Origin of the sequence: Phycicoccus sp. (assembly GCF_035325325.1) — a bacterium.
GTDB lineage: Bacteria > Actinomycetota > Actinomycetes > Actinomycetales > Dermatophilaceae > Phycicoccus.
The window spans coordinates 1-18,723 of sequence record NZ_DAOLAC010000027.1; the positions used below are offsets into that span (position 1 = coordinate 1).

Annotated in this window: 17 protein-coding genes and 2 riboswitches; of the genes, 3 read left to right on the forward strand and 14 right to left on the reverse strand. The window is 75.1% G+C overall.

Annotated features, from left to right (window positions below; translation table 11 throughout):
• From PKA89_RS14575 to PKA89_RS14600, 6 genes are all read right to left on the reverse strand, one after another.
• The coding region (locus PKA89_RS14575; RefSeq protein ID WP_324420690.1) for a sigma-70 family RNA polymerase sigma factor at nt 1–1,123 on the reverse strand (1,123 nt) is incomplete at its 3' end.
• Nucleotides 1,124–1,483: 360 nt separating this feature from the next.
• Nucleotides 1,484–1,873: a universal stress protein gene (locus tag PKA89_RS14580; protein ID WP_324420692.1), complete on the reverse strand. Its 390-nt coding sequence runs from the start codon at nt 1,871–1,873 to the stop codon at nt 1,484–1,486.
• A gap of 29 nt (nt 1,874–1,902) precedes the next feature.
• Nucleotides 1,903–3,060 (reverse strand): homoserine O-acetyltransferase, encoded by a 1,158-nt coding sequence (locus PKA89_RS14585; protein WP_324420694.1) that lies wholly within the window; start codon nt 3,058–3,060, stop codon nt 1,903–1,905.
• A 15-nt stretch (nt 3,061–3,075) separates the two neighbouring features.
• Nucleotides 3,076–3,185, reverse strand: a riboswitch (SAM riboswitch).
• Between the two features lie 117 nt (nt 3,186–3,302).
• A complete protein-coding gene (locus tag PKA89_RS14590) occupies nt 3,303–4,379 on the reverse strand; it encodes a DUF4192 domain-containing protein (RefSeq protein WP_324420696.1) in 1,077 nt (358 codons plus the stop codon).
• Nucleotides 4,380–4,494: 115 nt separating this feature from the next.
• On the reverse strand, nt 4,495–4,875 hold the full coding sequence (locus tag PKA89_RS14595) for a YkvA family protein (RefSeq protein ID WP_324420699.1): 381 nt from the start codon (nt 4,873–4,875) through the stop codon (nt 4,495–4,497).
• Nucleotides 4,876–4,956: 81 nt separating this feature from the next.
• Complete coding sequence (locus PKA89_RS14600; protein ID WP_324420701.1) at nt 4,957–5,694, reverse strand: EcsC family protein; 738 nt, start codon at nt 5,692–5,694, stop codon at nt 4,957–4,959.
• A 138-nt stretch (nt 5,695–5,832) separates the two neighbouring features.
• On the opposite strand from PKA89_RS14600, the gene PKA89_RS14605 reads away from it, so the two are divergent.
• Nucleotides 5,833–7,524: a DNA polymerase gene (locus PKA89_RS14605; RefSeq protein WP_324420703.1), complete on the forward strand. Its 1,692-nt coding sequence runs from the start codon at nt 5,833–5,835 to the stop codon at nt 7,522–7,524.
• Nucleotides 7,525–7,537: 13 nt separating this feature from the next.
• Here PKA89_RS14605 and PKA89_RS14610 read toward each other — a convergent pair whose 3' ends face one another.
• The 6 genes from PKA89_RS14610 to PKA89_RS14635 all read right to left on the reverse strand — a co-directional run bounded on the left by PKA89_RS14610 (nt 7,538) and on the right by PKA89_RS14635 (nt 15,945).
• Nucleotides 7,538–8,455, reverse strand: a complete 918-nt coding sequence (locus PKA89_RS14610) for a PAC2 family protein (protein WP_324420705.1) — start codon at nt 8,453–8,455, stop codon at nt 7,538–7,540.
• 182 nt (nt 8,456–8,637) lie between these two features.
• A complete protein-coding gene (hrpA, locus tag PKA89_RS14615; RefSeq protein WP_324420707.1) occupies nt 8,638–12,495 on the reverse strand; it encodes an ATP-dependent RNA helicase HrpA in 3,858 nt (1,285 codons plus the stop codon).
• 21 nt (nt 12,496–12,516) lie between these two features.
• The gene (locus PKA89_RS14620; RefSeq protein WP_324420709.1) at nt 12,517–13,737 is read right to left on the reverse strand and encodes a putative T7SS-secreted protein; all 1,221 of its coding nucleotides are present in this window, start codon (nt 13,735–13,737) and stop codon (nt 12,517–12,519) included.
• Nucleotides 13,731–14,021: a hypothetical protein gene (locus tag PKA89_RS14625; protein WP_324420710.1), complete on the reverse strand. Its 291-nt coding sequence runs from the start codon at nt 14,019–14,021 to the stop codon at nt 13,731–13,733. Before PKA89_RS14625 ends, PKA89_RS14620 begins: the two co-directional genes overlap by 7 nt.
• 121 nt (nt 14,022–14,142) lie before the next feature.
• Complete coding sequence (locus tag PKA89_RS14630) at nt 14,143–14,514, reverse strand: nuclear transport factor 2 family protein (protein WP_324420712.1); 372 nt, start codon at nt 14,512–14,514, stop codon at nt 14,143–14,145.
• 60 nt (nt 14,515–14,574) lie between these two features.
• Complete coding sequence (locus PKA89_RS14635) at nt 14,575–15,945, reverse strand: bifunctional o-acetylhomoserine/o-acetylserine sulfhydrylase (RefSeq protein WP_324420714.1); 1,371 nt, start codon at nt 15,943–15,945, stop codon at nt 14,575–14,577.
• Between the two features lie 83 nt (nt 15,946–16,028).
• Nucleotides 16,029–16,141: riboswitch (SAM riboswitch) on the reverse strand.
• 171 nt (nt 16,142–16,312) lie between these two features.
• Between PKA89_RS14635 and mgrA the strand changes: the two genes are divergently transcribed.
• Together mgrA and PKA89_RS14645 are read left to right on the forward strand one after the other, a co-directional pair.
• Nucleotides 16,313–17,362, forward strand: a complete 1,050-nt coding sequence (mgrA, locus tag PKA89_RS14640) for an L-glyceraldehyde 3-phosphate reductase (RefSeq protein WP_324420715.1) — start codon at nt 16,313–16,315, stop codon at nt 17,360–17,362.
• Between the two features lie 13 nt (nt 17,363–17,375).
• A complete protein-coding gene (locus tag PKA89_RS14645; protein WP_324420717.1) occupies nt 17,376–17,810 on the forward strand; it encodes a nitroreductase family deazaflavin-dependent oxidoreductase in 435 nt (144 codons plus the stop codon).
• A gap of 39 nt (nt 17,811–17,849) precedes the next feature.
• Here PKA89_RS14645 and PKA89_RS14650 read toward each other — a convergent pair whose 3' ends face one another.
• Both PKA89_RS14650 and PKA89_RS14655 read right to left on the reverse strand, forming a co-directional pair.
• Entirely contained in the window at nt 17,850–18,347 is a 498-nt protein-coding gene (locus PKA89_RS14650; RefSeq protein ID WP_324420719.1) for a hypothetical protein, read from the reverse strand.
• A complete protein-coding gene (locus PKA89_RS14655) occupies nt 18,340–18,702 on the reverse strand; it encodes a hypothetical protein (protein ID WP_324420721.1) in 363 nt (120 codons plus the stop codon). The genes PKA89_RS14650 and PKA89_RS14655 overlap by 8 nt, the downstream gene beginning before the upstream one ends.
• Between the last annotated feature and the right edge of the window lie 21 nt (nt 18,703–18,723).

Consider the following 18,723-nt stretch of genomic DNA (forward strand, 5'->3'; position numbering starts at 1 on the left):
CCATGTGCACCGGGATGCGGATGGTGCGGGCCTGGTCGGCCATCGCGCGGGTGATGGCCTGGCGGATCCACCACGTCGCGTAGGTCGAGAACTTGTAGCCCTTGGTGTAGTCGAACTTCTCGACCGCGCGGATGAGGCCGAGGTTGCCCTCCTGGATGAGGTCGAGGAAGAGCATCCCGCGCCCGGTGTAGCGCTTGGCGAGGCTGACGACGAGGCGCAGGTTGGCCTCGAGGAGGTGGTTCTTGGCCTTCTTGCCGTCCTGGGCGATCCACCACAGCTCGCGCTTGAGCTTCATGTCGAGCTTGTCGCCGGAGTTGAGCTTCTCCTCGGCGAACAGGCCGGCCTCGATGCGCTTGGCGAGCTCGACCTCCTGCTCGGCGTTGAGGAGAGCGACCTTGCCGATCTGCTTGAGGTAGTCCTTGACCGGGTCGGCGGTCGCGCCGGCGGTGACGACCTGCTGGGCGGGCGCGTCCTCGTCGTCGTTGCTCATGACGAAGCCGGCGTCCTCGGTCTCGCCGTCCTTCTTCGCGGCCGTCCCGGTGGACTCGTCCTCGGTGTCGTCCTCGCCCGACGCGGCCGCCTGCTCGGCGGCGCTGTCGTCGACCTCGAGGTCGCCGTCCTCGATCTCCTCCTCCGGGAGGTCCTCGGGCGCGTCGTCGCCGGCGGTGGCCTTCCTCGTGGCCGTCTTCTTCGCGGCGGGCTTCGCGGCCGGCGCGGCCTTGGCCGTCTTCGTGGCGGCGCCACCGGCGGCCGCCGAGGCGGCCTTGCGCGTCGTGCTCGACGCGGCCTTCTTGGCCGGCGCGGACTCCGTGGTCGTCGCCTTCTTGGCGGCGGGCTTCGCGGCCGCCTTCTTGGTCGTCGCGGTCGAGGTCTTCTTCGCCGTGCGCGTCGCGGCCGCGGCCACCCCGGCGGCGTCGTCGTGGCGTACCTCGATGCCCTGGTCACCGAGCGCGCGCAGCACGACCCGGCCCCGGCTCGGGGTGACGTCGGCGGCGCGCATGGCCTCGGCCACCTGCTGCCCGGTCACCGAGCCGGTGGTGCTCCCCTGGCGCACGAGGTTCTGGAGGGCCTGGTGGGAGAACTCCGGGGGGAGTGCGCTCGGCTGCGGGGACTTCGTGGACACAGGCGACACCGACTACCTTTCGTCGCGGAGGACCGCGGAACCGGGACGCGAAGGTCCCGAGCTTGCGGCGATGAGGGTCCGGGGTGACGCCCCGGCTCGTGCGGCTCGAGGACCCCCGGGCCAGGTGCGTCCTACCATTATAACTTTCCGCGGCGCCTCCGAGCACATCGGACCGGCGCACGGGGACCGTCCGCGCCCCGGTGGACCGGGCGGCGGACGGTGCGGCACAGCGGCACAGGGCCGGTGCGACGTACCGGCGCAGCGGCTCGGCCGGTGCAGCGAACGGACGACGGCTCGGCCGTCCTGGACCCGGACCGACCGCTACGGCGCGCCCGGACCGCGACGGACCGGTGTGGGGGATCAGCCCTTGACGGCGAGCACGGCGCACGGGGCGTCGAGCAGGATCCGCTGGGCGTTCGACCCGAGGATCAGCTTGCCGACCGGCGTGCGGCGGCGCAGGCCGATGACGATGAGGTCGGCCCCGGTCTCGTTGGCGACGGCGATGAGGTCCTCGGCGGGCTCGTTGCCCCGCACGAGCTGACGGACCTCGACCTCGGCTCCGGCGGCGACCACCTCGTCGGTGGCCCGGCGCAGCTCCTCCTCGGCCACTCGCGCGGTGTCGGCATCGAGGCCCCCACGGTGCGAGTTGATGACGACGAGCCGAGTTCCGCGGCCCTTCGCCTCCTCGACCGCGCGGGTCAGGGCAGCCCGCCCCTCCTTCGTCGGAACGAAGCCAACGACGATCGTCACGATGTCCTCCTCGGCCGCGGGTGTCGCTGTCAGTTGACCGTACCGTAGCCGGACACCGGATCCGTGCGGAGCACGTCGGTGATGACCGCGCCGACCCGGTCGACCTCGACGAGGAAGCCGTCGTGCCCGTGGGCGGAGTCGATGACGGTGAGCCCGGTCCCCGGCCGCAGGCGAACCATCTCCTCGGACAGTCGCAGCGGGTAGAGCCGGTCGGTGGTGACACCGACCACGTGCAGCAACCCCTCGAAGCGCTGGAGGGCGGCCGCCACTCCTCCGCGCCCACGCCCGATGTCGTGGCTGTTCATCGCCTCGGAGAGAACGAGATAGCTGTTCGGGTCGAACCGTCGCGCGAGCTTCGTGGCGTGGTGGTCGAGGTAGCTCTCGACGTCGTAGCGGCCGCCGCCACCGAGGGGGTCCTCCCCCGCGCGAGCCCGTCGCCCGAACCGCTCGTCGAGCTCTCCCTCGTGCCGGTAGGTGGTGTGCGCGATCCGCCGGGCGATGCCGAGCCCGGTGAGCGGCGCCCGCCCCGTGTCGTAGTAGTCACCGCCCTGGTAGTCCGGGTCGTGCCGGATCGCGAGGAGCTGCGGCTGGCACCAGGCGACCTGGTCGGCCGTCGAGGCCGCGGTCGAGGCGAGGACGAGTGCCCGCTCGACCCGCGCGGGGTGGGTGACCGCCCACTCGAGGACGCGCATGCCGCCCATCGACCCGCCGAGGACGAGCTGCCACGCCTCGATCCCCAGGGCGTCGGCGAGCGCGACCTCCGCGGCGACCTGGTCGCGGATCGTGACGAACGGGAAGCGTCCGCCCCACGGCCGGCCGTCCGGGGCGAGGGACGACGGCCCCGTGCTGCCCTGGCAGCCGCCGACCACGTTCGCCGCGACGACGAACCACCGGTCCGTGTCGAGCGGGGCACCCGGCCCGACGAGGCCCGGCCACCAGCCGGCGGTCGGGTGCCCGTCCCCCGCCTCCCCGACGACGTGGCTGTCACCGGTCAGGGCGTGCTCGACGAGGACCGCGTTGTCGCCGGCCGGCGAGAGGGTTCCCCACGTCTCGTAGGCGATCGTCACCCCCGGCAGCACCCCGCCGCGCTCCAGCGGCAGGTCGCCGACGTGGGCGAAGCGCCGGTCGCCGACGGGGTCGCCGGGGCGCCAGACGGCACCGGTCGACCGGGTCGGGGTGGCGGTCATCGCAGGACTCCTCGGAACTCGCGCTTGCCGCGACGGGTGTCGTGGCCGGGTCATCACCCGGGGCACCCCACCGCGAGGAGGGTTGCCGCCCAGCAAACCGGGGTTTGGCACTGGGACTCATGACCTGCCCCGATGGTACCTGCGCTCCCTTGGGCCCGCGGGGCGACGTCCGCTCCTCGAACGGCCGCTCGCCGCACCCCGAGTGGCTCCCGCCGTGCCTCCGCGAATGCCCCGGTCGACGCTCATCCCGCACGCTCGAGGGCGCCCGGGCTGGCCGGTGGCCGGTCGAGGCGCAGCCCGTGCTCGACCAGCCGGGCGAGCAGGCGGGCGAGGCGGTACCCCGGCTCGACCCGGAGCGCGCGGTCGAGCGCCGAGCGCGTCACCGCCCCGTCGCCACCGGCCCACGCGACGTGGGCGGCGGTCGTGCACACCGCCGCCGCGTCGTCGGGGCGGTCGTCGGGGACGCAGCGGCACAGGGCGAGCAGCCGCGCGAGCACGGCGTCTCGCTCGCCCGCCTCGCGGTCCGGCGCCCCCCACCGGCCCATCCCGCCCCACCGGGGCAGCCACCGCTCGCAGAGGGTGAGCACGACGGGGTCGAGGGCGTCACGGGGGATGACGCCCGGTGCCAGCCACGCGATGACGGTGTCGCGGACGGTGACGTCCCGGAGCCCGGCGACGGCCCGGGCGACGAGGTCGGGGCGCGGGGAGTCGCCCCGCTCGACCTGCTCCCGGTCCAGGAGCGCGGCCCAGGCCCGGACCGTCTCCCGACGGCGGCGCGGCGGGCCGGTCGTGACGCCCAGCCGCCGGCCGACCTCCCCCGCGACCGGGTCGTGGGCCTCGACCAGCCCGGCGACGGCGTCACGGTCGGCGAGCGGGGCGCGGCCGAGCGCCACGAGCTCGGCGACGGCCGGGACCGCCTCCGGCGGGGGCAGGGCGACGCCCTCGGGTGGGCAGCAGGGCCGCGAGCACGTCGGTGAGTACCGGCGCCCGTCGCGGACGACGAACACCTCGGCGACCTCGGTGCCTCCCGACTCGAGCTCCTCGACGAGCGCGAGCAGCAGGGGGCCGCTGGCATCGGGGGTGTCCTCGTAGCCGACGAGGTGGACCGGACCCGAGGCCTCACGCCGGAGCGGGCCGACGAGGGCCGCCACCGTCTCCGGGACGTACGGGTCCGGGGGGATGTCGACGCGCGCGACGAAGTGGACCCGCCGGTCGGCGAGGGCCACGGCGACGACGCTGCGCCGGGGGTGGTAGCCGAGCTGGTAGGGCAGGACCGTGAGGAGCTGGTCGGGCCCGCGGACACTGATCTTCTGGCTCATCCGCCCACGCTCGCCGGGCGCCGGCCCCGGTGGAACAGCAGAGACCGGATCTGTGGACGACGACGGCCGGTTCGGTGCCCTGTGGACGAGGCCCCCGCGGGCCGGTGGGTGGGCCTCAGCCGACGACGTCGGACGGCACGGTGTCCGCCGGGTGCGGGCCACGCCCCTGCTCGCGCTCCCAGGCGAGGAACTTCTCGGTCTCCTCGACGAGGGTCGTCGCGACCCAGCCGAGGACCATCGCGTCGTCGGCGAGGCCGAGGACGCCGAGGATGCCCTCGGGCAGCAGGTCGACGGGCGAGACGACGTAGGCCGCTCCGGCGGCGACGAGCGCGAGGCGCCCGACCGAGGTGCCGGTGTACTCCCCCGAGCGCACGGCCTTGACGAGGCGGGGCACGGCGGCGGCACGGTCGCCGAGCGACGGCCCACCGGGCCTGGTCGCGAGGCGCACCGCCCGGCCGAGCGCGCCGACGTAGGCGAGGGTGCGGGCCTTGGCCATGGTGTTCTCCTCCTGGGGTGGCGGGTCCGGGGTCCCGCTCTCTCGACGGTCGGGCGGCGCCGGGGGTTCCCGGGTGCGCGGTCAGGCCGGGTCGATGCGCCCCGCGACGGCCGGGAACTCGCGCCGGGCGTCGACGGCGAGGCGGCGCAGCAGGACGACGTCGACGCCCGCGCCGACGACCCCGCCGACGAGCGGCACGCCCCGGCCGAACCGCGACAGCACGCCCTTGCCGGTGCTCGCGACGAGCTTGAAGAACACGCCCTTCTTGACGACCATCGCCGCCGGACCGGGGAGCCGCTGCGCGGCGAGGTTGGCCAGCCCACCGACCGGCGCGGACACGCCGGCCTTGGCGAGGAGGTCGTCGGCGTCCGCGCCCGCGAGGATGAGCAGGACGGCGGCCCGCACCTGGGGCTGGGCGATGTCGTGGCCGCGCAGGCTCGCGATGGCGGCGGTCATCCGGGTGGCCAATGCATAGAACGCGACGACGTTGGCGGGCAACGCGACCGGCAGGGTGACGAAGCCGCCGAGGCCGGTGACGAAGCCCTCGGCCCCGGCGAGGCGCGAGTGCGAGGCGACGACCGCCGACACCGCCTTCTCGCGGTCGCCGCCGGCGGACCGCAGCGCGGCCTCGGCGACCTTGGCCGCGGAGTCGAAGGGGCCCTTGCCGTCGATGCCGACGTCGAGGATCTGGTCGACGACCCGGACGGCCTGCCTGCCCAGCACGCCGTCGTCCTGTGGGGACTCGGCCGCTCGCTCGAGCGCGGAGCGCGTGTCCTGGACCGCGTCCTTCGTGCGGCGGCCTCGGTCGAGCAGTCCCACGGTGGTCCTCCCGGTCGGCCGGGGCGGGCGGTCGTGCCCGCGCGGGTCCGGCTCCCGCCATCCTGCCACGCAGCCCCCTGACCTGCGGGGCCCCGGGGTCGGCCTCCTCCGACGGTGCCGGCCCGTACGCTCGGCGCCATGCTGTCGGGCGAGGTGGCGGTGCTCGTCGCGGGCACCGGGGGCACGCACGCCGCCGTGCTGCACGGCGACGACGCCGTCGTCGGCCCGGTCGAGCAGGTCCTCCCCCACGTCGCCGGCCTCGAACGCGAGCACCGGCCGCGCTGGGTGTGGTGGTCCGCCGATGCGGCGGCCCGCCCGGCGGTGGCGGCCCGGGTGCACCTGGCCCGGGCGTGGGACGTCGCCGAGGCCCACCGGCTCCTCCACGGCGGATGGGACGCGCCGCCCGCGCTCGCCTGGGCGGCCGCGCACGGGCTGTCCCCCGACACCGTGCCCACTCCCCCGGGGGGTGACCTCTTCGACCTCGTCGGCGCCGCCGACCTGCCCCCGGACGACGTCCTCGTCGACCGCGCCGGCCACCTGCGCGCCGACCACGTGCGCTGGCTCGAGGAGCCCGCCCACCTCGCCGCCTGGGCGCGCGCCGCGCTCGAGGTCGCCCGCCGCCAGCTCGACCAGGCAGCCGCCGTCTCACCGCGCCTCGCCGCGACCGTCGCCTCGGAGTCGGCGGCCGCCCTGCTGTGCCTCGAGCTCGAGCGTGACGGACTGCCCCTCGACCGCGCCCGCACCGAGGAGCTCGTCGCCGCGGCCGCCGGGCCCCGGACGGTGACGGAGGCCGAGACGGCCGCCGCGCGGCGGGCCCGCGACGCCACGGTCCTGCGGCACGTTCCCGGCCGCGAGTCGACCGACCTGCGCAACCCCGCCCAGGTCAAGGAGATGCTCGCCGCGGTCGGGGTCGACGTGCCGTCCACGCGCAAGTGGGTCCTCGAGGCCTACCGCGAGGTGCACCCCGTCGTCGACGCGCTCCTCGTCTGGCGTCGCGACGAGCGGATCGCGACGACGTACGGGTACCGCTGGCTCGACACGCACGTCGGTCCGGACGACCGCCTGCGGGGGCGCTGGACCGCCTGCGACGGCGCCGCCGGGCGGATGACCGCCGAGAACGGCCTGCACAACCTGCCGGCGGCCCTGCGTCCCGGCGTCGCCGCGCACCCCGGGCACGTCCTCGTCCGGGCCGACCTCGGGCAGGTCGAGCCGCGGGTCCTCGCGGTGGTCAGCGGTGACGCCACGTTCGCCGCGGCGACCCGGGCCGACGACCTCTACGCGCCGGTCGCCCAGCGGCTCGGCGCGGAGCGGGCGGTCGCGAAGATCGCCGTGCTCGCCGCGATGTACGGGCAGCGCAGCGGCGCCGCCGGGGAGGCGCTCAAGGGGCTGGAGGCGGCCTACCCCGTGGCGATGGGGCTGCTCGACCGTGCCTACGACAGCGGTCGCCGAGGGGAGCCGCTGCGCACGTACGGCGGCCGGCTGGTCCCGACCGGGCGCTTCCTCGCGGCCCGCCCGCCGGGTGCCGACCCGCAGCTCGACGCCGCACGAGGGCGGTTCGCCCGCAACGCCGTGATCCAGGGGTCGGCCGCCGAGCTGTTCAAGGCGTGGGCGGCCACCGTCCGGGCGACGGTGCGCGACCTCGGCGCCTCGGTCGTCCTCTGCCTCCACGACGAGCTGCTGCTCCACGTGCCGGAGGAGGCCGCCGCGGAGGCGGTGCGCCGGGTGGACGACGCGCTGACCGACGCCGCGCGACGCTGGTCCGGCGGTGCGCCGGTGCGCTTCGTCGCCGACACCTCGGTCGTGCGCCGGTGGTCGGAGGCCAAGGACTGACCTCCGCGGCGGCTCAGGCCTGCTCGTCCTCGTCGTCGTTCACGGAGCGGAGGAAGTGCTCGAACTCGGCCCCGAGCTCGTCGGCGGACGGGATCTGCGAGGTCTCGGTGGCGAGCAGGCTCGGGCGGGCCTGGCCCTCGACGAACGCGTCGTACTGCTGCTCGAGCGCCGTGATGACCTGGCGCGCCTCGTCGCTGTTCGCGACCTCGGCGGCGATGGCCTGCTGGTTGACCCGGGCCCGCTCGACGAGCTCGTCGTTCGGGAGGTTGAGCCCCGTGGCGTCGGTGATGGCGGTGAGCGACGCGAGGGCGCCCTCCGCCCACTCGGCGTTCGCCAGGTAGTGCGGGACGTGGACGGCGAAGCCGAGCGCCTGCCGGCCCGCCTCGCCGAGCCGCAGCTCGAGGAGCGCACCGATCGACGCCGGCACCTGCACCCGCCCGAACGGGGACCGGGCCTCGCCGATGAGGGCGTCGTCGGTCGCGTGCGCCGTCATCCCGACCGGCCGGGTGTGCGGCACGCCCATCGGGATGCCGTGGGTCGTGACCACGAGGGTGACGCCGAGCCGGTCGGCGAGCTCGCGGATGGCCTCGACCGTGCGCTCCCACTGGTAGTCGGGCTCGGGACCGGTCAGGAGGTAGTAGGTCTGGCCGTCGCGGTCGGTGAGCCGGTGCAGGAGCATCGCGGGGTCGTCGTACTCGGCCCAGCGGCTCGTGTCGAAGACCATGGCCGGCCGGCGGCCGCGGTAGTCGAGGAGCTGGTCGACGTCGAAGGACGCGACCACCTCGGGGTCGCCGGTCTCGAGGAGGTGGGTCCCGAGGGTCTCCTGGAGCTGGCCGGCGTCGATGAACCCGCCGAGCAGCACGAGGAGCACGCCCGGACGCGAGGCGTCGACGGGGGTCTCGAGGCGGTAGAGGTCGGTGGGGTTCTGCACGGGAGGAGCCTTTCACGGGTCGTGCGTCGTGACGATGGTGCGTCGATGTGGTGGAACGTCCGGCGCGGGCCCCGGATTCCCGGCCGGGCCCCACGTCGTGCGGGTTCCGGGCACGTCGACGTGGGCGCGGCCTTGGCGACGTGCACCGAGGTCGCACGAGGTCGGGTGGGAGCCGTGGGCCCTCAGCCGGCGGCGACCTCGGCGATCGCCCGGCGCACCCGCTTCTCGGAGATCGGGCCGTTGGTGCCGAGGGTCTGGGCGAAGAGGCTGACCCGCAGCTCCTCGACCATCCACGCGATGTCGGCGACCTCGGGCGCCCCGCGGCGCACCGCCGGCAGGGTCTCGAGGAGGTCGGCGTAGGCGGACTCGACGGCGTCGACCTGCTCCTGGAGGACCGGCTCGCGGGGGTTGGTCGCCGCCCGCTCGAGCCGGTGCTCGGCGGCCCGCAGGTAGCGCTCGAGGTCGCGCAGCCGGCGCACCCCGGTGGCGGCGACGAAGCCGGGCCGGACGAGCCCGTCGAGCTGGGCACGGACGTCCGCCCGCGCGGCGGCGGTCGCCCGGGCCGCGGCCCCGCCCTCGAGCGCCTCGAGCGTGCGCCGCACCCGCGCCGCGAGGACGAGCACCGGCTCGACGGCCTCGACGACGGTGAGGACCCGGGTGGCCGCGTGGGTGCGCACGGCGGCGAGCGCGGCCTCGAAGGCCTCCGGGGTGCGGACCGGGCCGGTGACGTGCTCGGCGACGAGGTCGTCGACGGCGGCGTCGAGGCAGTCCTGGAGCAGCGCGGGCACCGACCCGTGCGGGTTGTCGGCGAGCGCGAGCTTCTGGGCGTTGGTCAGCCGGGCGAGGACCCGCTTCCACGGCGCGGTGGTGCCGAGCAGGAGGAGACGGCGCACGCCGGCGCGGTGGGCGGCGGCGGCCGACCCGGCGTCGGGGAGCACCCGGAGCGCGACCGAGGTGCCCTCGTCGACGAGGGCCGGGAAGCCGACGACCGCGAGACCGCCGGCCCGGCCCTCGAAGGTCTCGGGCACGGTGCCGACGTCCCAGGTGGTCAGCCCGGTGCGCTCGATCGACGCCCCGGCGCGGGCCATCCCCTCGCGGACCGCTCCGCCCGACCGTTCCCGCAGGGCCTCGAGGTCCTTGCCCGAGGCGACGACCTGCGGGCCCCGGCGGCCGGGGCGCTCGACGGCGAAGGTGACGCGCAGGTGGTCGGGGACGCGGGCGAGGTCGAACTCGGACGGGTCGACGCGGACCCCGGTGCGCGCGTGGAGGGCCCGCGCGAGCTCCTCGACCATCGGGCCGCGCGACGGGTCCATCTCGCGCAGGGCGGCGGCCGCGTGGTCGGGCGCGGGCACGAAGTGGCGCCGGGTGGCCTTGGGCAGCGACCGGACGAGGGCGACGGCGAGGTCGTCGCGCAGCCCGGGCACCTGCCAGTCGAACCCGTCGGCCGAGACCCGGTTGAGCACGGCGACCGGGACGTGGACGGTGACTCCGTCGGCGGCCTGGCCGGGCGCGAACTGGTAGGTGACGTCGAGCTCGAGGTCGCCCTGCCGCCAGGTGCGCGGGTAGTCGTTCGCGGTCACCCCTTCCCCCGCCTCGGACGTGAGCACGTCCTCGGTGAGGTCGAGGAGGTCGGGACGGCGCCGTCGCTCGCCGCGCCACCACCGGTCGAAGTGCCGTTCCGTCACGACGTCGGGCGGGATCCGGCTGTCGTAGAACGCGAACACCACCTCGTCGTCGACGACGATGTCACGCCGGCGGGCCCGCTCCTCGAGCTCGGCGACCCGCTCGAGGGTGCGCTGGTTGCGCCGCCAGAAGTCGTGCCGCGGGTCCCAGTCGCCCTCGACGAAGGCCGACCGGAGGAAGATCTCGCGCGCGGCCACCGGGTCGATGCGGGCGTACTGCACGGTGCGGTCGGTGACGAGCGGCACCCCGTAGAGGGTCACCCTCTCGGTGGCGACGGCGGCCCCCGCGCTGCGGCTCCAGCGGGGCTCGCTCACCGTGCGCGCGACGACGTGCGCGCCGGCCTCCTCGGCCCACTCCGGCTCGATCGAGGCGACGGTGCGCGCCCAGAGCCGGGAGGTCTCGACGAGCTCGGCGGCCATGACGTACTCGGGCCGGCGCCGGAACAGGGTGGAGCCGGGGCTGATGCCGAACCGGGCGCCGCGCGCCCCGAGGTACTCGCGCTTGACCTCGTCCCGGACCCCGACGTGCGACAGCAGACCGGCGAGCAGGGCGCGGTGCACGGTGTCCCAGTCGGGGTCGGCGTCCTTGACGGCGGTCGCGAGGTCGGGGTCGATCCGGGCCTGCCGGGCGGCTCGGCGCAGCTGCGCGTGGAGGTCCTGCCACTCGCGGATGCGCAGGTAGTGCAGGTACTCGTTCTTGCACATCCGGCGGAACGCGCTGTGCGACAGGTCCTTCTGCTGCTGCTTGAGGTAGCGCCAGAGGTTGAGCAGTGCGGCGAAGTCGGACCGCTCGTCCGTGAAGCGGGCGTGCTGCTGGTCGGCCTGGGCCTCCTTGTCGACCGGCCGCTCGCGCGGGTCCTGGATGGACAGCGCTGCGACGAGGACGAGCACCTCGCGGGTGCAGCCGAGCCGGCCGGCCTCGACGACCATCCGGGCGAGTCGGGGGTCGAGCGGCATCCGGGCGAGGGTTCGCCCCGTGCCGGTCAGCCGCCGGCCGCGACCGCGGTGCCGGCCCGGGCCCCGCTCCTCGGCGGAGAACGCGCCCAGCTCCTCGAGCAGCCGGACGCCGTCGGCGACCTGGCGGGCGTCCGGCGGGTCGACGAACGGGAAGCGGGCGACGTCGCCGAGCCCGAGCGAAGTCATCTGGAGGATGACCGCCGCGAGCGAGGTGCGCTGGATCTCCGGCTCGGTGAACTCGTCGCGGGCCTCGAGGTCCTCCTCCGAGTACAGCCGGATGCAGACGCCCGGCGCCACGCGGCCGCAGCGGCCGGCGCGCTGGGCGGCGCTGGCCCGGCTGACCGGCTCGATGGGCAGCCGCTGCACCTTCGTGCGCTGGCTGTACCGGGAGATGCGGGCGGTCCCGGTGTCGACGACGTAGCCGATGCCGGGCACGGTGAGCGAGGTCTCGGCGACGTTGGTCGCGAGGACGATGCGCCGTCCGCCGGTGCGCCGGAAGACCCGGTGCTGCTCGGCCGCGGAGAGCCGGGCGAAGAGCGGCAGCACCTCGGTGCCGGGCAGCCGAAGCGCGGTGAGGGCCTCGGCGGCGTCGCGGATCTCCCGCTCCCCGGAGAAGAACACGAGGATGTCGGTGGCGTCCGGCGCCGGTGGCTCCTCGGTCCACAGCTCCTCGACGGCCTCGACGACACCGGTCACCTGGTCGCGCTCGTCGACGACGTGGCGGCCGTCGGGGTCGAGGGTGACGAGCGGGCGGTAGCGGACCTCGACCGGGAAGGTGCGCCCGGAGACCTCGAGCACCGGCACCTCGCGGACCACCTCGCCGCGTTCGTCGGTGGCGAAGTGCCGGGCGAAGCGGTCGGGGTCGATGGTCGCCGAGGTGACGACGACCTTGAGGTCGGGCCGGCGGGGCAGCAGCTGCTTGAGGTAGCCGAGGATGAAGTCGATGTTGAGGCTGCGCTCGTGCGCCTCGTCGATGACGATCGTGTCGTAGCGGCGCAGGTCGCGGTCGCGCTGCAGCTCCGAGAGGAGGATGCCGTCGGTCATCACCTTGACCCGGGTGGCGTCGCTGCTGTGGTCGCCGAACCGCACCTGGTACCCGACGAGGCCGCCGAGCTCGACCTGCATCTCCTCGGCGATCCGCTCGGCGACCGAGCGCGCGGCGATGCGGCGGGGCTGGGTGTGCCCGACCTGGCGGCCGTCGGCGCCGCGGCCCAGCTCGAGGCACATCTTCGGCAGCTGGGTGGTCTTGCCCGACCCGGTCTCGCCGGCGATGACGACGACCTGGTGCTCGCGCAGGGCCTCGAGGATGTCCTCGCGGCGGGCGACGACCGGGAGGTGCTCGGGGTAGTGCAGCTCCGCCGGGTCGAGCGCCGCGGTCGCGGTGTCGGGTCGGGCGGGCATGGCCGACAGGATAGGTCGGGCTCACCACGAGGTCGTCCGCGTTTCCACCCGGTCCGCTCCCGTCAGGGAGGCCGGCCGCTGCGGCCGGAGGGCCGGCGGCTCGGGGACGACGTGCGGCAGCAGCCGGCCGCCGGCGCCGAGGCTGACACCGGCCGCGTACATCCGGACCGTCTGCGGGCCGCCGGCCCCGACCATCCGCAGGCCGGTGCGGGCCGACGCGACCCGGCGGCGGACGGCACGCACGCCACCGCCCGCGGCCCCCGTGAGCCCGCGCGAGCCGGGCGCACGGACCGCCGGGCCGCCGACGAGGGCGCTCGGCGTGCCGCCGGACGGGAGGGGGGCGAACCGGGCCCGGGCGGCGGCGACCCGCTCGCGGGCGGTGGTGGCCGCGCCGGCCAAGAGGCGCTCCTGCGTGGTGAGGGTGCGGGCGGCGACGCCGCCGTCGGCCCGCAGGACCGTACCCGCCGTCGCGCCCCGGCGCATCGTCTGCCCGGTGGCGCCGAGCGCCCAGGCCCCGGCCGAGACCCCCAGCTCGCGCCAGCCGCCCTCGCCGTAGCCGACGAGCAGGGCACCGTCGGCGAGCGTGCCGACCCCCTCCCCGACGAGCCCGGCGACGGCGCACTCCGGCGCGACCCGGGCGGGCAGCATCGCGAGGTACCCCACCCCGTGGCCGACCGAGCTGGTGGTGCGCAGTCCGCGGTAGAGCCAGGGGTCGACGAGGTCGTCGTCGGCGAGCGCCCGCAGGGCGGCCGTGCACCGGGCGTCGGCCGCCCGGAGCCCGTCCAACGCTGCGGCGTGCCGCGCCTCGGCCCGGGCGACCTCGGCCATCTGCTCCTGCTGGGCGTGACGCACCGCGAGGAGCTCGGGCGAGGTCTCGGCGACGCCGCGTCCGACGAGCACGACGGCGCGCTCCTCGAGGACGCGGTACCACTCCCAGGCCTCGTCGTGCGCGTCGACGGCCTGCTGGGCCACCGCCTGGGCGTCGTCGAGGACGGCCGCGAGCTCGCGCATCGGCCGGGCCGCGCCGAGGAAGCGGTCGGCGGCGCGGTCGAGGACGGTCGGCGCCGAGGCCATCCGCTGCGAGAAGGCCTCCCCGGCCGGGCCGTCCCAGACCGCACCGGCCCGCAGCCGGGTGAGCGTCGAGGCGGCGTCGGCGAGGCGGCGACCGGTGGCCTCGACGGCGTCGGCGACCCGGCGCACCCCCTCCCCCGAGCCCTCGACCGGCCGGAGCAGCATCACCACGTGGGCCCACCCCCGAGCCCCCGGGAGACCCCGGCGTCGGTGTCGAGGTACGCCCCGCCGGCCTGCGCCGCGGACTCCCCGAGGACGGTGAGCGCCTCCGCGAGCCGCAGCCGGGCGAGGCGCCACCCGCCGAGCAGCTCCTCGGCGGCGGCGCCGGAGGAGCCCGGCCCGAACGCCCAGCGGTCGGCGCGCGGGTCGCCCATCGTCGCCAGCCCCTCGGCGAGGTCGACGAGGCCGGCCCCCACCTCGAGGACCGTCTCGGCGTCGACCCGGTAGCTCGTCATGCCTGGACGCTAGGCCGCTCGGGGCATCCGGCCGTCGGGTTTTCCACAGGCCCCCGCGCCGCCGGGTCGCTCAGGTCGGCCGGGTCGGGTCGGTCGGGACGGTCTGGACGGGTCGGTCGGGTCAGTCCGGGACGACGGTCTGGGTGTACACCGCGAGGCGCCACGCACCGGCGACCCGCACGTACGTGCTGGTCATCGCGCCGACGAACGGGTCCGCGCCCTCCCGCCGGGCGGTCCCGCGGTAGACGAGCGAGGCCGCGTCGGCGCCGAGCGCCACGACGCGCACGTCGTCGATCGCGTAGTCGTCCCACGGTGGGGCGTCGGCGAGCGAGGCGACGACCTCCGCGCGGTCGAGCACGGCGCCGTGCGCGAGCACCATGACGCCGTCGTCGGTCATCAGGTCGCCGTAGAGCTTCGCCCCGGTGCCGTCGCAGAGGGAGTCCCACCCCCGGCGCTCGAGGTCGAGCAGGGTCTCGGTCAGGCTCTCGTCCATCGCTCGACCGTAGCCCGGTCCGGCGCCGGGAGGGGCTCCCGGCGCCGGACCGCTGCGAGGTCAGGCCTGCGTCGCGCCGACCAGCTCGGGGGCGGCGTCCCCCGCGTCGCCGGAACCCAGCGCGGCGGCGAACCCGGCGTCGAGGTCGGCGAGGATGTCGGCGATCGTCTCGATGCCGACCGCGAGCCGGACCAGCCCGGGCGTCACGCCGGCGGCGAGCCGGTCGGCGTCGCCGCCCTGGCTGTGGGTGGTCGACGCCGGGTGGATGGCCAGCGAGCGCACGTCGCCGATGTTCGCGACGTGGCTGTGCAGTGACAGGCCCTCGACGAAGCGTCGCCCGGCCTCCACCCCGCCGGCGATCTCGAACGCGAGCACCGCACCGGCGCCCTTGGGCGCGTACTTGTCCGCGAGCGCCTTGCCCGGGCTGGAGTCGAGCGAGGCCCACCGGACCGACTCGACCTGCGGGTGCTGCTCGAGGTACTGCGCCACGGCGCGGGCGTTCTCGATGTGCCGCTCGACCCGCAGGCTGAGCGTCTCGAGGCCCTGGCCGATGAGGAAGGCGTTGAACGGGCTGATCGCCGACCCGAGGTCGCGCAGCAGCTGCACCCGGGCCTTGAGGATGTAGGACAGGTTCGCGCCGAACGGGCTGCCGACGCCGAGGTCCGGGCCGAAGCGCAGGCCGTGGTAGCTCTCGTCCGGGGTGTTGTAGTTCGGGAAGCGCTCCGGGTCCTGGGTGTAGTCGAAGGTGCCGCCGTCGACGATGACGCCGGCGATCGACGTGCCGTGCCCGCCGAGGTACTTGGTCGCCGAGTGGATGACGACGTCGGCGCCCCACTGCAGCGGGTTGACGAGGTACGGCGTGGCGATCGTGTTGTCGACGACGAGTGGCACCCCCGCCTCGTGCGCGACCGCGGCGACCGCCTCGATGTCGAGGACCTCGGCCTTGGGGTTGGCGATCGTCTCGCCGAAGAAGGCCTTGGTGTTCGGACGGACGGCGTCGCGCCAGGCCTGCGGGTCGGTGTGGTCCTCGACGAAGGTCACCTCGACGCCGAGCTTGGCGAACGTGTACTTCAGGAGGTTGACCGTGCCGCCGTAGAGGGCCGCGCTGGAGACGATGTGGTCCCCGGCCTCGGCGACGTTGAGCAGGCCGAGGGTGGTAGCGGCCTGGCCGGAGGCCACGAGCAGCGCGCCGACACCTCCCTCGAGCGCCGCGATGCGCTGCTCGACGGCATCCTGGGTCGGGTTCATGATGCGCGTGTAGATGTTGCCGAACTCCCGCAGCGCGAAGAGGTTCTCGGCGTGCGCGGTGTCGTTGAAGACGTACGACGTGGTCTGGTAGATCGGCAGGGCACGAGCCCCGGTCGCGGTGTCCGGCTGCTGGCCGGAGTGGACCTGTCGGGTCTCGAATCCCCACTGGGACGGGTCGGTCATCTGCTTGGCTCCCACTTTCGGTGGTGGGCCCGACGTTCGGCCGGGCGCACGCGGACGTGTACTCGGCGGGGGTACCGGGGGTGCTCCCGCGCTTGCGTGCGACGGGCGCCGCACGCCAGGTCCTCACCCGGGGCACCCCACCGCGGAGGAGGGTTGCCGGCCAGCGAGCCGGGGCTTGGCGCTGGCGCTCATGACCTGCCGACAGGATAGGCACGCCGGCCGGCGCCGGCCACCATCGCCCCCGCCCCGTCTCATCCTCCGGGCACCCCCGCCCTGTCCCGACCCATTGCGGAAAACCCACCCGCCGCGGCCGAAAGGGCGGGCCCGGAGGTGGGTGATTCGCAAGAAGTCGGGAAGGATCGGGGCCATGACCTTCCACGCCGACGAGTACAAGGCCGCCGCGAACCGTTACCGCGCCGGGATGCCCTACCGCCGCACCGGCCGCTCCGGCCTCGACCTGCCCGCGATCTCGCTCGGCCTGTGGCACAACTTCGGTGACGACGTGCCGCTCGGGCGCCAGCAGGCCATCCTCCGTCGCGCCTTCGACCGCGGTGTGACGCACTTCGACCTCGCGAACAACTACGGGCCGCCCTACGGAGCCGCCGAGCGCAACTTCGGCACGCTCTTCGCCCGCGACTTCCGCCCGTACCGCGACGAGCTCGTCATCAGCTCCAAGGCCGGCTACGACATGTGGCCCGGCCCGTACGGCCAGGGCGGCGGCTCCCGGAAGTACATCACCGCGTCGTGCGACCAGTCGCTGCGGCGGATGGGCTTGGACCACGTCGACATCTTCTACAGCCACCGCTTCGACGAGACGACTCCGCTCGAGGAGACCCTGGGCGCCCTCGACTCCCTCGTCCGGGCGGGCAAGGCGCTCTACGTCGGCATCTCGTCGTACTCGGCGCAGCGCACGCGCGAGGCGGTCGAGATCCTCCGCTCGATGGGCACGCCGCTGCTCATCCACCAGCCCTCGTACTCGATGCTCAACCGGTGGATCGAGGAGGAGGGCCTGCTCGACGCGCTCGGCGAGACCGGGGTCGGCTGCATCGCGTTCTCCCCGCTCGCCCAGGGGATGCTGACGAACAAGTACCTCAAGGGCATCCCCGAGGGTTCGCGTGCGGCACAGGGCAAGTCGCTCGACCCGTCGCTGCTCACGGACTCCGCGCTCAAGCACGTCCGGGCCCTCGACCGGATGGCGAGGGCGCGCGGCCAGTCGCTCGCCCAGATGGCGCTGGCGTGGGCGCTGCGCGACCCGCGGGTGACCTCGGTCCTCGTCGGCGCGAGCTCGGTCGCCCAGCTCGACGACAGCCTCGACGCGGTGAAGAAGCTGCGGTTCACGAAGGACGAGCTGGCGCAGATCGACAAGCACGCCCGGGACGCCGGCATCAACCTGTGGAAGACCTCGAGCGACAAGTGAGTTGGACCCTGGCATGAGCGAGAACTACATCCCCTCCCCCACCGGCTGGGTCCGCGACCAGGTCGAGACGATCGAGAGGACGGGTGACACCCGCTCGGTGAAGGTCATGGACCGCCCCGTCGTCATGCTGACGATGCGCGGCCGGAAGACCGGGGCGCTGCGCAAGGTGCCCCTGATGCGGGTCGAGCACGAGGGCACGTACGCGGCCGTCGCGAGCAAGGGCGGCGCTCCCGAGCACCCCGCCTGGTACGGCAACCTGCTCGCCGACCCCGACATCACCCTCCAGGACGGCACCGAGTCGTGGCCGGCCCGCGCCCGCGAGATCACCGGCACCGAGCGCGAGGAGTGGTGGGAGCGCTGCGTGGCGGCCTACCCGCCCTACGCCGACTACCAGGAGAAGACCGACCGGCTCATCCCGGTGCTGGTCCTCGAGCGTCGCGACGGCTGACCCCAGGCTCGTCGTCGCGCCGTGCGGGACGACCGTCCGTCACTCGGGCGAGGCGGCGGTGCCCTCGTCGCCGGACGACGGCGCCGGGTGCGTCGCCGGCACGGCCCGGGCACCGCGCTCGACCCGCCGGAACCACAGCAGCCCGAGGACCGGCAGGACGAGCGGAACGTAGCCGTAGCCCGCGCCGAGGTGCGACCAGACGGTCTTGTCCGGGAACGCCGACGGCACGAAGTAGGAGGCGAGGCCGACGACGAGGACGCCGACGAGCTCGACCGCACAGGCGACGATGCCGACGCGCACCCACGACCCGCCGCGGGCGAGGCACCAGGTGGCGAGGACGTAGACGACCGCGGCGAACGCCGACAGCAGGTAGGCCAGGGGCGCCCGGTCGAAGTACTCGCTGATCTGGAGGACCGAGCGACCGGTGGCGGCGAGCGCCAGCACCCCGTAGACGACGACGAGGAGCACGCCGGGGCCGCCGAGCGCGCGGCGGTCCCGGGGGGCCTCTGGGCTGCGGTCGGGGCGGGAATCAGCCATAGGACATCCAGATCTGCGCGAGGCGGGCGGCCATCACCCCGACGGCGAACGCGCCGACCGCGATCGAGCCCATCGCCCAGCGCGACTTCTCCTTGATCGCGAGGAACGAGGTACCGACGGGGATGACCGGCAGGCTGACGAGGTACGCGACGAACGTCGCCTTCTCGGCGTCGTCCGTGATGTGACCGAGGTCGGCGAGGCCCGCGACGAGGAGGGCGAGCAGCCCGACCTCGACGAGGGCCGCGACGACGAGCAGCCGGTCGTCGATGAGCCGGTCGCGGACGGCGTACCAGACCGCGGCGACGCACAGGACCACGGCGAGGCCCACGACGACGTACGTCAGCGGTGCGATCACGCCCGCCATGCTAGACGCGCA

Bases quoted from the DNA above. Each gene is read 5' to 3' on its own strand.
- PKA89_RS14590 (WP_324420696.1), bottom strand. From the start codon at position 4,379: ATGAGCCAGAAGATCAGTGTCCGCGGGCCCGACCAGCTCCTCACGGTC.
- PKA89_RS14585 (WP_324420694.1), bottom strand. From the start codon at position 3,060: ATGACCGCCACCCCGACCCGGTCGACCGGTGCCGTCTGGCGCCCCGGC.
- hrpA (WP_324420707.1), bottom strand. From the start codon at position 12,495: ATGCCCGCCCGACCCGACACCGCGACCGCGGCGCTCGACCCGGCGGAG.
- PKA89_RS14605 (WP_324420703.1), top strand. From the start codon at position 5,833: ATGCTGTCGGGCGAGGTGGCGGTGCTCGTCGCGGGCACCGGGGGCACG.
- PKA89_RS14625 (WP_324420710.1), bottom strand. From the start codon at position 14,021: ATGACGAGCTACCGGGTCGACGCCGAGACGGTCCTCGAGGTGGGGGCC.
- PKA89_RS14650 (WP_324420719.1), bottom strand. From the start codon at position 18,347: ATGGCTGATTCCCGCCCCGACCGCAGCCCAGAGGCCCCCCGGGACCGC.
- PKA89_RS14630 (WP_324420712.1), bottom strand. From the start codon at position 14,514: ATGGACGAGAGCCTGACCGAGACCCTGCTCGACCTCGAGCGCCGGGGG.
- PKA89_RS14635 (WP_324420714.1), bottom strand. From the start codon at position 15,945: ATGACCGACCCGTCCCAGTGGGGATTCGAGACCCGACAGGTCCACTCC.
- mgrA (WP_324420715.1), top strand. From the start codon at position 16,313: ATGACCTTCCACGCCGACGAGTACAAGGCCGCCGCGAACCGTTACCGC.
- PKA89_RS14595 (WP_324420699.1), bottom strand. From the start codon at position 4,875: ATGGCCAAGGCCCGCACCCTCGCCTACGTCGGCGCGCTCGGCCGGGCG.
- PKA89_RS14645 (WP_324420717.1), top strand. From the start codon at position 17,376: ATGAGCGAGAACTACATCCCCTCCCCCACCGGCTGGGTCCGCGACCAG.